We start from the raw sequence: 14,115 nt of genomic DNA on the forward strand, positions 1-14,115 counted from the left end.
CGCGGGGGCCGCGGCCCCCGGGGCGGGCGCGCCGCCGTTCGCACCGCCGGGCGCACCCTGTGCGCCACCGCCGGAGGGGGGCTTGCGCGGGGCGAACCACGAACTGGTCTGCTTTCCGCCGCCGTTGGCCGAGGAGCCCCCCGGACCGGCCGAACCCGGTCTCGTGGGCGCCCCGTTCGGCCCCGGCTCGCCCCCCGTGGACGGCACCGCACCACCCGGGGCGTCCGACGGACCGCCCGGGCCGGCCGTGCTCCCCTCGGCGCCGGACGTCTCGTCGCCGGTCCCACCGCCGGCCTCGCCGACGGGCTTGCGCACGACGACCGGCGGGATGGGGCGGGAACCCGGGATGTTGATCCGGATGCGGGTGGTCAGCGTGGTCTCGGTCTTCGGCTCGCCCGGCTGCGCGGCGGGCTCGCCCGCCGGTGCGGCGTACGGCTCGTTCCCCGGCGGACGGGCGGCACCGCCCCGCGCCCGGGGCCCGGAGGACGGACTGTCAGTTTCACGGCTCAATGCAGGATCTCCCGGTTGGATTCGCCGCCCGTCATGGTTCCGATCGGCTCGCACGAGCGGCTCGCCGGCGCGCACCACCTTACTGGGGGCCGCCGCCCCGGGCCCCGGGAGTGCCGAATCACCGTCCCGGCGGACCGTGTGCGGATGCCGCGCCGGCATATCGCCGCGCGGATTCTCGGCCACTCCGGGGCCGGTTGTCGACCGGAGGCCTGCCGCCTCCGGCCGTTTCACCTTCCCTTCACGAGATCCGGGGGGCCCGTGGTTCCCGCGGGCGGAAGGTGCCCGGAGGGCGCGACCGTGGCGCACATCACAGCGGCGAACATCCCGCCCAGCAGGAAGACGTAGGAGCCCAGCCCGGTGCCGAAGACGAAGTCGCCCTCGGGGCGCGACGCGGTCAGCAGCAGCACCACCAGCATCCAGCCGCCCGCCGGGGCCGCCGCCCCGACCTTCGTGCCCGTCAGCCGCGCGCCTCCGTAGAACAGCGCCACGGCCGCGCCGAGCGCCAGCAGCAGTCCCAGCGGGAACCAGCCGGCCTGGACGAGGGCGCCCGCGACGGCCACCACCGCGCCCAGCACCGTCAGTACGGCGTATGCGGCGATCCGCGCCCCGCGCGCCCTCACCGGGGGCCCTCCGTGCTTCCGGCCGTCCCCACCAGCCCCTCGAAGAGGTCGCGCAGCGGCGTGCCGGGGGCCTGCGCGCCGTCGGCCAGCCGGAAGTGCTCGGTGTGCAGCAGAGGCTGGCTGAGCCGGTTGGACAGGGCGAAGGAGCCGGGCGGCCCGGACGGGGAGCCGGCCACCACGATCTGGGTGGCGTGGGCGCGCATCGCCGCGGCCTTGGCGGCGGCCTCGGCCTCACCGCCCTCGATGACGGCGTCCACCTCGGCGTCGTCCACCACGCCGGGGACGTCCTCGATCGAGGCGAGTTCGGGGAAGGGGCCGCCGCCGGCGGCGCTCAGGCGGGCGAAGCCCTCCTCGACCACCGAGCGCGCCGCGCAGTTCCAGTAGACGCGCCCGACCCGGTGCGGCGCCCCGTCCCGCTCCGTGCGGTACGCGGGGTCGGCCGCCAGCTCCACCGCGCGCGTCGCGACCCGGTGGGCCTGGATGTGGTCGGGGTGGCCGTACCCGCCGTCCGGGTCGTAGGTGACGAGCACCTGGGGGCGTACCTGGCGGATCTCCGCGACGAGGTGGGAGGCCGCCTCGTCGACGTCCGCCCGCCAGAAGCAGTCGGCGCGCTCGTTGGCCGGGGTGCCGAACATCCCCGAGTCCCGGTAGCGGCCCGGGCCGCCCAGGAAGCGGTGGTCGGCCACGCCCAGCTCCCGCATGGCGTGCCGCAGTTCGCCGATCCGGTGCGGCCCCAGCCCGTCCTCGCGGTCGGCCGCGAGATGCGCCAGGGCGGGCGGGATGACCTCGCCCTCCTCCCCCAGCGTGCAGGTCACCAGGGTGACCAGCGCACCCTCGGCGGCGTATCGGGCCATGGTGACGCCGTTGGTGATCGACTCGTCGTCGGGGTGCGCGTGGACCAGCATCAGGCGGCGCGCGGGAAGCTCGGTCATGAGGGCGAGCCTACGCCGCCGGTGTCAGAACTTGATGCTGCCGATCATGCCCGCGACATTCGAGGTCAGTTCGCTGATGGTCGGGGCGATCGACGAACTGGCCATGTAGAAGCCCAGGAGCATGCAGACCAGTGCGTGGCCGGTCTTCAGTCCGGATTTCTTGATCAGCAGGAAGACGATGATCGCCAGCAGCACCACCGCCGAAATCGAGAGTGCCACGGCGGTTCACCTCCAAGAGCGCGCGGTCGACACGGAATCAGGATGCTTGTACGACAGGGTGGTTGTGAAGCTACATACCCCATCGCGAACCATGCGCAACGGATCATAACTTTCCGTGAGTCGGCACGGATCGGTGCACGGGTGCAGAAGAGGGGCGCACACCCGTGTGACCTTGGACACGTTCCCTTCTCCGGGCCGCCTTCCGGGCCTCTGGAGGGCCGGCGGGGGACGGGCCGGAGACGGTGGCGGACGCACACGGGGAAACGGCCCCGGAACGCCGTACGCTCGCCCCATGGTCATGTCGTTTCCACGCCAGTACGCCAGAACGCAGCGCTTCACCCTGGGGGCGCCGCGCGCCTTCACCGTGGCCCCGGACGGCTCCCGGATCGTCTTCCTCCGCTCCCGCGGCGGCACCGACCGGGCGAACCTGCTGTGGGTGCGGGACCTCGGCGGTGCCGGCGGGCCCGGCCCGGACGGGAGCGGGGGCGGGGAGCGCGCGGTGGCCGACCCGGCGGAGCTGCTCGGCGGGGCGGAGGAGGAGCTGTCGCCCGAGGAGCGCGCCCGGCGCGAGCGGAGCCGCGAGGGGTCGGCCGGGGTGGTCGGCTACGCGACCGACTCCGCGGTGGAGACGGCGGCCTTCGCCCTGTCCGGGCGGCTGTTCACCGCGGATCTGCGCACGGCCGCCGTGCGCGAGGTGCCCACCCCCACCCCGGTGGTGGACCCCCGCCCCTCCCCGGACGGCCGGCGCGTCGCCTACGTGGCCGACGGCGCCCTGCGCGTGGTGGACCGCGACGGCGGGAACGACCGGGCGCTGGCCGGGCCGGAGGAGACCCGCCACGGCCGTACGACCTGGGGTCTGGCGGAGTTCGTGGCGGCCGAGGAGATGGACCGCTCCCGGGGCTTCTGGTGGTCCCCGGACGGGACCCGGATGCTGGCCGCCCGGGTGGACGACTCGCCCGTGCGCCGCTGGTGGATCGCCGACCCGGCCGACCCGGGGAGCGAGCCGGCCGAGGTGGCCTACCCGGCCGCCGGCACGGACAACGCCGAGGTGACGCTCCATCTGCTCGACGTCCACGACGGGGAGGAGGCCCGCGACGGGGAGGAGGCCCACGACGGGGAGGAGGCCCGTGACGGGGAGGACGTCCGCGACGGGGAAGGCGGCGGCCGGGGCGACGGGGGCGGGGGCCGCACCGAGGTGGTCTGGGACCGCGTCCGCTACCCCTACCTCGCGCGCGTCCACTGGTCGGCCGCCGGGCCGCCCCTGCTGCTGGTCCAGTCGCGCGACCAGCGCAGCCACCTCTACCTGACCGTCGACACCGCCACCGGCCGCACCGCTCCCCTGCACGCGGACGAGGACCCGGCATGGCTGGAGCTCTTCGCCGGCGTGCCCGTCTGGACGCCCGACGGGCGCCTGGTGCGGATCGCCGACGAGGGCGGGGCCCGCATCCTGGTGGTCGGGGACCGGCCGCTGACCTCGGCCGCCCTGCACGTACGGGCGGTGCTGGACGTCGGCGACGAGGACGTGCTGTTCTCCGCCTCGGCCGGGCCGGACGCGCCCGGGGACTCGCCCGTGGGCGAGATCGCCGTCTACCGGGCCTGGTTCCGCGGCAGCGGCGACCAGGGCGGCTGGGAACGGGTCTCCCCCGAGGGCGCGCACATCGCCTCCGCCGTCCGCGGCGGGGACACCGTGGTGCTGTCCACCGCGGCCCCCGACCGCCCCGGCGCCCGCGCCGAGGCGCTGCGCCTGCCCGAGACCGGCAAGGGCGCCCCGACACCGCTGGCCGTCATCGCCTCCCACGCCGAGACACCCGTGCTGACCGCCCGCCCCCGGCTGCTGCGCGCGGGCGCGCGGCGGATCCCGGCCGCCGTACTGCTGCCCACCGGGTACCGCGACGGCGACGGGGTGCTGCCGGTCCTGATGGACCCCTACGGCGGCCCGCACGGCCAGCGCGTGGTGGCCGCGCACAACGCGCACCTGACCTCGCAGTGGTTCGCCGACCAGGGGTTCGCCGTGGTGGTGGCGGACGGCCGCGGCACCCCCGGCGACTCGCCCGCCTGGGAGAAGGCGGTGGCCGGCGACCTGGCGGGCACCACCCTGGACGACCAGGTCGAGGCCCTGCACGCACTGGCCGGTGACCACCCCCTGGACCTGGGCCGGGTCGGCATCCGCGGCTGGTCCTACGGCGGCTACCTGGCCGCGCTGGCCGTGCTGCGCCGCCCGGACGTCTTCCACGCGGCGGTGGCGGGCGCGCCCGTCACCGACTGGCGGCTGTACGACACCCACTACACCGAGCGCTACCTCGGTCTGCCCCAGGAGCGGCCGGAGGCGTACGCGGCCAACTCCCTGGTCACCGACGAGGGGCTGTCGGCACCGGCCGAGCCGCACCGGCCGCTGATGATCGTCCACGGTCTGGCCGACGACAACGTGGTGGCCGCCCACACCCTGCGGCTGTCCTCGGCGCTGCTGGCGGCGGGCCGCGTGCACGAGGTGCTGCCGCTGTCCGGGGTGACGCACATGACCCCGCAGGAGCAGGTGGCCGAGAACCTGCTGCTGCTCCAGGTCGCCTTCCTCAAGCGGTCGCTGGGCGTGGCGTAGCCGCCCCGGGAGCCGGGCCGCCGCACCGGGCGTCCCGGCTCCCCGTCCGCGCCTCGGGCCCATGTCCCGCGTCCCGTCCGCGGCCCCGCACAACGCGGACGCCGCCGCGCCCCTCGCGGGGCACGGCGGCGTCCGGGGACGGCGGCGCGGTGCTCAGGACTCCTTGCCCGAGCCGGCGGCGTCGGCGCCCTTGTTCTCCATGGCGGCCAGGCCCGGGTCGAGGACGATCTCCTTGCCGCCCTCGATGGTCCCCTCCTCCGGGAAGTGGCACGCCGTCAGGTGGCCCGGGACGTTGCCCTCGATCTGCACCAGCGGAGGCACCTCGGTCGCGCACTTGTCCTGCGCCTTCCAGCAGCGGGTGCGGAAGCGGCAGCCGGACGGCGGCGAGATGGGCGACGGCACGTCGCCGGCGAGGCGGATGCGCTCGCGCCCCTCGGTCTCGTCCTCGTCGCGCAGCACCGCCTCGGGGACGGCGGACAGCAGCGCGTGGGTGTAGGGGTGCCGCGGCCGGGTGTAGATCGACTCGCGGTCCCCGACCTCCACGATCTTGCCGAGGTACATCACCGCGACACGCTGTGAGAAGTGCCTGACGACCGCCAGGTCGTGCGCGATGAAGACGAAGGCGATGCCCATCTCCCGCTGCACCTGCTGGAGCAGGTTGACGACCTGGGCCTGGATGGAGACGTCCAGCGCCGAGACCGGCTCGTCGGCCACGATCAGCTTCGGCTCCAGCGCGAGCGCGCGGGCCACCCCGATGCGCTGCCGCTGGCCGCCGGAGAACTCGTGCGGGAAGCGGTTGTAGTGCTCGGGGTTGAGCCCGACGATCTCCAGCAGCTCGCGGACCCGCTTCTCACGGCCCCCGGGCGGGTTGATGCCGTTGATCTCCATCGGCCCGCCGATGATCTTGCCGACCGTCTGGCGCGGGTTCAGCGAGGAGTACGGGTCCTGGAAGATCATCTGGATCTCGGACCGGATCGGCGCCAGCTGCTTGCGCTTGGCGTGGGTGATGTCCTGGCCCCGGTAGTTGATCGTGCCGCCCGTCGGCTCCAGCAGACGGGTCAGCAGGCGGCCGGTGGTGGACTTTCCGCAGCCGGACTCGCCGACGAGGCCGAAGCTCTCGCCCGCCAGCACGGTCAGGTCGACCCCGTCCACGGCCTGGACCGCGCCGACGGTCCGCTTGATCGGGAAGCCGCCCTTGATCGGGAAGTGCTTGGTCAGCCCCTTGACCTCCAGCAGGGGCTCGCCTGTGCCCGCGGCCGGTTCCGCCGGCCTGGTCAGGGTGAGTTCGTCGCTCATGTCTCGTTGCTCCCTAGCCCAGCCGGGGCTTGATCTGCTCGATGAAGTAGGTCCGCTTCTGCTCCGGCGTCAGGTGGCAGGCAGCCCCGCGGCCCTCGGGCAGCAGGGGCCTGTCGCCGGTGCAGGACACACCGCCGGGGACCTTGTCCCTGAACTCGCAGCGCGGGTGGAAGGGGCAGCCCGACGGCGGGTTGAGCAGGCTGGGCGGAGTGCCCTCGATCGGCCGGAGCTTCTGGTTCACGTCCCCGCCGAGCCGGGGCATCGAGCTGAGCAGACCCCAGGTGTAGGGGTGCTGGGGGGCCCGCAGCACCTCGCCGGTGGTGCCCCGCTCCACGGCCCGGCCGCCGTACATCACCATGATGTCGTCGGCCATGTTCGCGATCACGCCGAGGTCGTGGGTGATGAAGATGATCGCCGACCCGAACTCCTGCTGGAGGTCCTTGAGCAGGTCGAGGATCTGGGCCTGGACGGTGACGTCCAGGGCGGTGGTCGGCTCGTCCGCGATCAGCAGGTCGGGGTCGCACACCAGCGCCATGGCGATCATCGCGCGCTGCCGCATACCGCCCGAGAACTGGTGCGGGTAGTCGTCGACCCGGGTCTTGGGGTGGGGGATGCCCACCTTCTCCAGCATCTCGATGGCGCGCTCGCGCGCCTCGCGCTTGGAGGCGCCCGTGTGCTTGCGGAAGGGCTCCCCGATCTGGCGGCCGATGGTGTAGTACGGCGACAGCGCGGTCAGCGGATCCTGGAAGATCATCGCCATCTTGTTGCCGCGCAGGCTCTCCAGCGTCTTCTCGGAGGCGCTGGTCAGCTCCTGGCCGTCCAGGGTGATCTCGCCGGTGATCTCCGTGGACCGCGGGTTGTGCAGGCCCAGGATGGCGAGGTTGGTCACCGACTTCCCGGAACCGGACTCACCCACGATGCCGAGCGTCTTGCCGCGCTCCACGTCGAAGGAGAGGTTGTTCACGGCCTTGACGATGCCGTCCTCGGTGGAGAACCGGACGTGGAGGTCGCGAACCGAGAGGAAGGAACCCGCCCCGGTCGGGGACGGCGCGCCCTCGGTCTTGGTGAGTGTGGTCACGGTCGTTCTCCTAGGACAGGCGCACACGCGGGTCGATGAACCCGTACACGGCGTCCACGACGAGGTTGCAGAGCAGGATGAAGGCGGCGCTGACCAGCATGACGCCCATGGTCAGGGGCAGGTCCTTGTACAGCACCGAGTCGACGGCCAGGCGTCCGACGCCGGCGAGGCTGAAGGTCAGCTCCGTCACGATCGCGCCGCCGAGCAGTGCGCCCAGGTCGATGCCCAGGATCGTGACGATCGGGGTCAGTGAGCCGCGCCAGGCGTAGCGGAAGAAGACGTACCGCTCGGACATGCCCTTGGCCTTCGCCGTGCGGACGTGGTCCTCCTGCATCTGCTCGATCAGGGTGGACCGCGACATACGGGTGTAGTTCGCGGTGAAGATCAGCGACATCACGAACCACGGGATCAGCAGGCCGACGAACCAGGCCGCCGGATTCTCCGTGATCGGCACGTACTTCGGGGCCGACAGCCAGCCGGTGCTGTAGACCAGCGCTCCCAGCACGATCGGGCCCAGGAAGTAGATCTGCATCGAGCTGAGGACCAGCGAGGCGGAGCTGAAGGTCTTGTCGATCATCGTGCCCTTGTTGCGGGCGGCGATCATACCGGCACCGAGGCCGAGGGTGAGGAAGAGGACGAGGCCGCCGACCGTGAGGGAGACGGTCAGGGGCAGCCGGTCGATGATCGTGTCCCACACCATCTGGTCGTTGTTGAACGACACACCGAAGCAGGGGGCTTCGCAGTGGCCGACGGCGAAGTCCCGCCCCGCCACGATGCCCTTCATGAACTCCCAGTACTGCGCCGTGATCGGCTTGTCCAGTCCGAGGTTCTCGTGAATGACCGCCAGGTTCTGCGGGGTGCAGTTCTTGCCGCACGCCAGCAGGGCCGGGTCCTGCGGGATGGCGAAGAACATGGCGAAGGTGAAGGCACTGATCAGGATCAGGATGACGAAGGCGCCGACCGACCGGCGAAGGAGAAATTTAAACATGGTGGTGGTTCGCAGCTCTCAGCACGGCGACAACGACGACGGGGGTGGGACGTGCGAAGCGAAAGCCCGTGGGCGGGTCCCCGGGGGGTTCTCCCCCGGGGACCCACCTCATGAGCCGGTTACTTCTTCAGGTACAGCTGGGTGAGGTCGATGTAGCTCTTGACCGTGCTGTACCGGGCGCCACCGATGTTGGAGCCGTAGATCTGCAGCTGCTTGGTGAAGTACAGCGGAGCGGCCGGGTTGACCTTCTCCACGATGTACTTGTGCAGCTCGACCCACTCCTTGGTGGCCTCTTCCGGGTCCTGGATCTTGGAGATCCGGTCGATCTCGTCGTTGACGTGCTTGTCGTTGATGTGCGAGTAGTTCGACGCGCCGTCGGCGATCTGGTCACCGTCGTACACCGGCGGGATGACGGTGGAGATGGACGGCCAGTCCTGGCCCCAGCCGGTCATGTAGATGTCCAGGCCGTTGTCGACCTTGCCGACCTGCTCGTACCAGGTGGCGGGGTCGATGTCCTTCTTCTGGACGTCGAAGCCGGCCTTCTCCAGGGCGGTCTCGATGATGACGGCCTGCTTCTGGCGGTGCGGGGCGTTGGCGTAGGCGTAGGTGAGCTTCATGCCCTCCTTGCCGGCTTCCTTCAGAAGCTGCTTCGCCTTCTCGATGTCGCCGTTGGGCTTGTCGAGCTTGCCGTACGGGTCGTAGCCCTCCTCGTAGCCCGGCAGGGTCGGGGCGAGCAGACCGCCGGCCGGCTCACCGGCGTAGGAGCCGCCGTCGGGGCGCAGGACCTGGGCGTTGGGCAGCGCGTAGGTGATCGCGTCGCGGATCTTCTTGTCCTTGAGGCGGTCCATGTTCATGTTGAGCTGCCACACGTAGGGCTGGTAGCCCTTGATCGTGCGGTCATCGGCCTCTTCGATGACCTGCTTGATCTTGGTGGAGTCGACCGAGCCGCTCAGCTGGATGGCGTTGGCCGACTCGCCGCGGTCCGACAGGATGCGCTCGGTCTGGTCCGCGCGGTCGTGGTTGAACGTGATGTTCCAGCCGTCCACGTACTGGTGGCGGGCGGGGTCGGTCTCCGCGTTCCACTCGGTGTTCTTGACCAGCTTCATGGACTTGCCGGGCTTGAAGTCGGCGATCTTGTACGGGCCGAGCGCCACGGGCTTCTGGTCGTACTTCGCCTTGGTGTCGTCCTCCTCGGGGACGACGGAGTAGCCCGGCATCGCGAGCGCCTGCGGCAGGTCGGGCTGCGCGGTCTCGAAGTGGAAGACGATCGTCTTCTCGTCCGGGGTCTCCAGGACGGAGTCGGGCAGGTGCTTGCCCTCGTACGGACCGTCGGGCAGGGCCTCGCGGTAGCCGGGGCCGCCGGACAGCCACTGCTGGATGTAGGTCGGGCCGTCGGTGATGTGCTTGGCGTACAGACGCTCGATGGTGTGGCGGACGTCCTTGGAGGTGATCGGGTCACCCTCCTCGTCCGTGATGCCGTCCTTGAGCGTGTACGTCCAGGTCTTGCCGCCGTCGGACTGCTTGCCGGAGTCGGTGGCGAGGTCGCCCACGACGGTCAGGCTGCCGTCCTCGGCCTGGGTGTAGGTGGTCAGGCCGCGGTGGATGAGGCCGGAGAGCTGGCCGGCGTCGCTGACGTAGATCTGGCCCGGGTCCAGGTGGGAGAAGTCGTCCTCCTGGTAGACCCGGATCGTGCCCCCCTCCTTGGCACCCTCGACGGCCTTGGCCGGACCCTTGGAGGCGGCGGCGTCGCCGTACTCGACCGCCGCGGACTGGGCCTTGGCGGCCTCCTTGTCCTTGGCGCTCTCCTCGCTCTTGTTGCCGTTGTCGCTGCCGCCGCTGCAACCGGTCAGCACCAGCGAGCCTGCCGCGAGGGCGACGAGCGCGCCCCTCAGTGTGCGCGATCGGGTGGGATTCATGATGCTTGTGCACCTGCCTGTCAGTTGGGATCCGTCTGCTGCCCTGTCGCCTCCGGTCGCCCGGGTGCGGGGGTGGCAGCCCCCCTCAGATGGACGTGATCAGCGTCCGGACTTGGGGTCGAAGGCGTCCCGCACGGAGTCGCCGAGAAGGTTGAAGGCCACCACGAAGATCACCATGGCGATGCCGGGGAAGAACATGTACGTCGGATCGTTCTCGTAGATCGTGGCGGCGGTCCTGAACATGCGCCCCCAGTCCGGCGTCGGCTCCACGTAGCCCACGCCCACGTAGGACAGGAAGGCCACGGAGAGGATCGTCGAGGGGAGCATGTAGGTGGCCTGCACCAGGATCGGGGTGACCAGGTTCGGCAGCAGCTCCTTGCGGATGATCCGCCAGGGCGACGCCCCCGAGACCTTGGCGGCCTCCACGAACTCGCGTTCGCGCAGGGTGAGGGCCTGGCTGCGCACCAGGCGCGCCATGCCCATCCAGCCGAGGAGCCACAGGACGATGATGATCGCGGACGCCCGGACGTAGACCGGGGTCTCGTCGACGGGCGACACGAAGACGGCCACCACCACGGGCATCGCCGCGATCAGGGTGAGCTGACTGGGGAGGGCCATCATGAAGTCGGTGACACGGCCGATCCAGTAGTCGACCTTCCCGCCGAAGTAGCCGCCGACCAGACCGATCAGCACACCGGTGGCCACCATCAGGAGGGTCACCGGAAGAGCGGTGTACAGCGAGGTCCGCATGCCGTACAGCAGCTGCATGAAGACATCGCGGCCGAGCTCGGGCTCGATGCCGAACCAGAACTCGGAGGACATGCCTCCGTTGGGGCCGACCGGGAAGCCGAACTCGTCGAGCAGTTCGTACTGCTCCTGTCCGTACAGCGTGTACGGGTCCTTGCCGTAGAGCCAGGAGATCACCGGTGCGAGGGCGGCGATCAGGAAGAAGAAGATCACCACAAGTGCACTGATCACACCGACGCGGTCGCGCTTGAAGCGCAGCCACATCAGCTGGCCGGGTGAACGGCCGGCGAGCTGGCCGCCACTGCCGGCGGTCTGCTCTTTGCTCAGGCTCTCGGCGTCCGGGCCAGGGTTGTCGGCCTGGGCTGTCGCAGCCTGGGTTGGACTCGTCATCGCGTTGCGCCCCCGCGCTGTGGGTGTTGGCGGAACCCGCTCTTTCTTCGGCACTGGGAAATGCCTTGGGCTGAGCGGACTTTTGCAATCGGTTCCCAGCTCAGTCAAGAGGTCTTGGCCCTCGGTTGGCCACCCTCCGCACATCTTGAGCGAAGGTTTTGCAGATTGAGGTCCCAGCGTGCTTGACAGACTCCAGAAGAGTCGGACATATAGCTACTTTGGGCCCATAAGGAGTTAATGAATCCGCAACCTAGCCGTCGCTGCGCCGATATACGAACGCGCGGTTCTGAACTGCGTACGGCCCCCTCGTGACACGCCCGCAACCCTGGAGATGTCCCCCGAAAGAGTGGACGCGCGTAGAACCGTCCCGCCGCGGCAACCGCCAGAACGGTTGCGATGGCAAACATTGGCATGTTCACGGAGCCTGTTCCCGAACGCCGCGCCGACGGGCTCGGAGCCCTGCGGAATCGTCCCTTCCACCCGTCCGCCGCACACCCTCCGCAGGCGTCCGCAGGGCCCGCTCCCGGGCCCGCGGACGGGCGGGCCGGCCGCCGGCCGCGCGGCGGCGCTCCGCGGTCACGGCGGTCCGCCGCCGCCGCGGCGGGGTGAGCGGCTCCTCGCACGAGCGCCTCCTCGGGGCCTGGGCATCCTCTCTCCGGAGCCATATCACCTCATAAGAGACTTTTGTCGCCGCTACGCCGACCGGGCCCGCCGAGCGCTCCGGCGGCCGCCCGGATGCCGGACGGCCCCTGCGGCCGTACGGCCCCGGGCGACGCGAAGGGGCGCCCGGACCGGTTCGGTCCGGGCGCCCCTTCGGACGGATCGGGCGGCGCGTCAGGCGTGCTTGGCCCGGGAGGCGGCGCGGGCGCGCTCCTTCTGGTCGAGGACGACCTTGCGGATGCGCACGGCTTCCGGGGTCACCTCCACGCACTCGTCGTCGCGGCAGAACTCCAGGGACTGCTCAAGCGACAGCTTGCGCGGCGGGACGATCGACTCGGCCACGTCGGCGGTCGAGGACCGCATGTTGGTGAGCTTCTTCTCCTTGGTGATGTTGACGTCCATGTCGTCGGAGCGGGAGTTCTCACCGACGATCATTCCCTCGTACACCTCGGTGCCCGGCTCGACGAAGAGCACGCCGCGCTCCTGGAGGTTGGTCATCGCGAAGGCGGTGACGGCACCCGCGCGGTCCGCGACGAGCGAGCCGTTGTTGCGGGTCTTCAGCTCGCCGAACCAGGGCTCGTGGCCCTCGTGGATGGAGTGCGCGATGCCGGTGCCGCGGGTCTGGGTCAGGAACTCCGTGCGGAAGCCGATCAGGCCGCGGGAGGGCACGACGAACTCCAGGCGCACCCAGCCCGAGCCGTGGTTGGACATGTTGTCCATCCGGCCCTTGCGGGTGCCCATGAGCTGCGTGACGGCGCCCATGTGCTCCTCGGGCACGTCGATGGTCAGGCGCTCGACCGGCTCGTGGACCTTGCCGTCGACCTCCTTGGTCACCACCTGCGGCTTGCCGACGGTCAGCTCGTAGCCCTCCCGGCGCATGGTCTCCACCAGGATGGCCAGCGCCAGCTCCCCGCGGCCCTGCACCTCCCAGGCGTCGGGTCGCTCGGTGTCCAGCACGCGCAGCGAGACGTTGCCGACCAGCTCGCGGTCGAGGCGGTCCCTGACCTGGCGGGCGGTGACCTTGCGGTCCTTGACGGCCGCCTTGGCGTCCGCGCCCTTGCCGGTGCCGCCCCGGCCGACCAGCGGCGAGGTGTTGGTGCCGATGGTCATGGAGATCGCCGGCTCGTCGACGGTGATCAGCGGCAGCGCCACCGGGTTCTCCGGGTCGGCCAGCGTCTCGCCGATGGTGATGTCCGGGATGCCGGCGACGGCGCAGATGTCGCCCGGGCCCGCCACCTCGGCCGGCTTGCGGGTGAGCGCCTCCGTCATCAGCAGCTCGGTGATGCGCACGTTCTGGACCGAGCCGTCGCGCTTCATCCAGGCGACCGTCTGGCCCTTGCGCAGCTCGCCCTGGGCCACGCGCAGCAGCGCGATGCGGCCGAGGAAGTTGTCGGCGTCGAGGTTGGTCACATGGGCCTGGAGCGGGGCGTCCTCCTCGTAGGAGGGCGCCGGGACGTGCTCCAGCAGCGTGGAGAAGAACGGCTCCAGGCTGTCGCTGTCGGCCGGGACGGTGCCGTCGGCCGGCTTGGTCAGCGAGGCCACCCCGTCGCGGGCGCAGGCGTAGACGATGGGGAACTCGATCTGCTCCTCGTCCGCGTCCAGGTCCAGGAAGAGGTCGTAGGCCTCGTCGACGACCTCGTCGATGCGGGAGTCGGGCCGGTCGGTCTTGTTGATGCACAGGATGACCGGCAGCCGGGCCTGGAGCGCCTTGCGCAGCACGAAGCGGGTCTGCGGCAGCGGGCCCTCGGAGGCGTCCACCAGCAGCACCACCGCGTCCACCATGGACAGACCGCGCTCGACCTCGCCGCCGAAGTCGGCGTGGCCGGGGGTGTCGATGATGTTGATGGTGACGGGGGCGCCGCCGTCCTTGGGGTGGTACTTGACCGCGGTGTTCTTGGCGAGAATGGTGATGCCCTTCTCGCGTTCCAGGTCGTTGGAGTCCATCACGCGGTCGTCCACCTGGTCGAGCTGGTGGGCGGCGAAGGCGCCGGCCTGCTTGAGCATGGCGTCGACCAGGGTCGTCTTGCCGTGGTCGACGTGGGCGACGATGGCGACGTTACGGATGTCGTGGCGCGTGGGCATACTGGGGGCGCTTCTCCCGGAATCGTGGATGGCGGCGCGACCGGTGCGTCGCGCGCCCGCCGGGCTGATCATCGCCACGGC

At 71.0% G+C, this 14,115-nt stretch carries 10 protein-coding genes and 1 pseudogene; 1 reads left to right on the plus strand and 10 read right to left on the minus strand.

Translation table 11 applies throughout. The features are described 5' to 3' along the window. The 4 genes and pseudogenes from ACLIYP_RS12195 to ACLIYP_RS12210 form a co-directional block, all read right to left on the minus strand. Nucleotides 1-510, minus strand: a pseudogene (locus ACLIYP_RS12195) (hypothetical protein); the annotation flags it as partial. Nucleotides 511-737: 227 nt separating this feature from the next. Then, the gene (locus tag ACLIYP_RS12200) at nt 738-1,130 is read right to left on the minus strand and encodes a DUF6113 family protein (RefSeq protein WP_412713158.1); all 393 of its coding nucleotides are present in this window, start codon (nt 1,128-1,130) and stop codon (nt 738-740) included. Further along, nucleotides 1,127-2,062, minus strand: coding sequence for an N-acetyl-1-D-myo-inositol-2-amino-2-deoxy-alpha-D-glucopyranoside deacetylase (gene mshB, locus ACLIYP_RS12205; protein ID WP_412713159.1), 936 nt, complete (start codon nt 2,060-2,062; stop codon nt 1,127-1,129). The genes ACLIYP_RS12200 and mshB overlap by 4 nt, the downstream gene beginning before the upstream one ends. 24 nt (nt 2,063-2,086) lie before the next feature. After that, nucleotides 2,087-2,281, minus strand: a complete 195-nt coding sequence (locus ACLIYP_RS12210; protein WP_093661216.1) for a hypothetical protein — start codon at nt 2,279-2,281, stop codon at nt 2,087-2,089. A gap of 298 nt (nt 2,282-2,579) precedes the next feature. On the opposite strand from ACLIYP_RS12210, the gene ACLIYP_RS12215 reads away from it, so the two are divergent. After that, nucleotides 2,580-4,877, plus strand: a complete 2,298-nt coding sequence (locus tag ACLIYP_RS12215) for a S9 family peptidase (RefSeq protein WP_412713160.1) — start codon at nt 2,580-2,582, stop codon at nt 4,875-4,877. A 153-nt stretch (nt 4,878-5,030) separates the two neighbouring features. On the opposite strand, the gene ACLIYP_RS12220 is transcribed toward ACLIYP_RS12215, so the two are convergent. The 6 genes from ACLIYP_RS12220 to typA form a co-directional block, all read right to left on the minus strand. Further along, nucleotides 5,031-6,173, minus strand: a complete 1,143-nt coding sequence (locus ACLIYP_RS12220) for an ABC transporter ATP-binding protein (RefSeq protein WP_412713161.1) — start codon at nt 6,171-6,173, stop codon at nt 5,031-5,033. Between the two features lie 13 nt (nt 6,174-6,186). Then, nucleotides 6,187-7,251, minus strand: coding sequence for an ABC transporter ATP-binding protein (locus ACLIYP_RS12225; protein WP_412713162.1), 1,065 nt, complete (start codon nt 7,249-7,251; stop codon nt 6,187-6,189). Between the two features lie 10 nt (nt 7,252-7,261). Beyond that, nucleotides 7,262-8,239, minus strand: coding sequence for an ABC transporter permease (locus ACLIYP_RS12230; RefSeq protein WP_412713163.1), 978 nt, complete (start codon nt 8,237-8,239; stop codon nt 7,262-7,264). A 119-nt stretch (nt 8,240-8,358) separates the two neighbouring features. Then, the gene (locus tag ACLIYP_RS12235) at nt 8,359-10,155 is read right to left on the minus strand and encodes an ABC transporter substrate-binding protein (RefSeq protein WP_412713164.1); all 1,797 of its coding nucleotides are present in this window, start codon (nt 10,153-10,155) and stop codon (nt 8,359-8,361) included. A 99-nt stretch (nt 10,156-10,254) separates the two neighbouring features. Further along, nucleotides 10,255-11,292 carry an ABC transporter permease gene (locus ACLIYP_RS12240; RefSeq protein ID WP_412713165.1) on the minus strand — a complete coding sequence of 346 codons (1,038 nt, stop codon included), beginning with the start codon at nt 11,290-11,292 and terminating at the stop codon, nt 10,255-10,257. An 834-nt stretch (nt 11,293-12,126) separates the two neighbouring features. Then, nucleotides 12,127-14,034, minus strand: a complete 1,908-nt coding sequence (gene typA / locus ACLIYP_RS12245) for a translational GTPase TypA (protein WP_093661202.1) — start codon at nt 14,032-14,034, stop codon at nt 12,127-12,129. Between the last annotated feature and the right edge of the window lie 81 nt (nt 14,035-14,115).

Origin of the sequence: Streptomyces nanhaiensis (assembly GCF_046614825.1) — a bacterium.
GTDB classification, from domain to species: Bacteria; Actinomycetota; Actinomycetes; order Streptomycetales; family Streptomycetaceae; genus Streptomyces; species Streptomyces radiopugnans.

Excerpts from the sequence above, each read along its gene's own strand:
- mshB (WP_412713159.1), bottom strand. The coding sequence starts at position 2,062 with ATGACCGAGCTTCCCGCGCGCCGCCTGATGCTGGTCCACGCGCACCCC.
- ACLIYP_RS12215 (WP_412713160.1), top strand. The coding sequence starts at position 2,580 with ATGTCGTTTCCACGCCAGTACGCCAGAACGCAGCGCTTCACCCTGGGG.
- ACLIYP_RS12220 (WP_412713161.1), bottom strand. The coding sequence starts at position 6,173 with ATGAGCGACGAACTCACCCTGACCAGGCCGGCGGAACCGGCCGCGGGC.
- ACLIYP_RS12230 (WP_412713163.1), bottom strand. The coding sequence starts at position 8,239 with ATGTTTAAATTTCTCCTTCGCCGGTCGGTCGGCGCCTTCGTCATCCTG.
- ACLIYP_RS12235 (WP_412713164.1), bottom strand. The coding sequence starts at position 10,155 with ATGAATCCCACCCGATCGCGCACACTGAGGGGCGCGCTCGTCGCCCTC.
- ACLIYP_RS12240 (WP_412713165.1), bottom strand. The coding sequence starts at position 11,292 with ATGACGAGTCCAACCCAGGCTGCGACAGCCCAGGCCGACAACCCTGGC.
- typA (WP_093661202.1), bottom strand. The coding sequence starts at position 14,034 with ATGCCCACGCGCCACGACATCCGTAACGTCGCCATCGTCGCCCACGTC.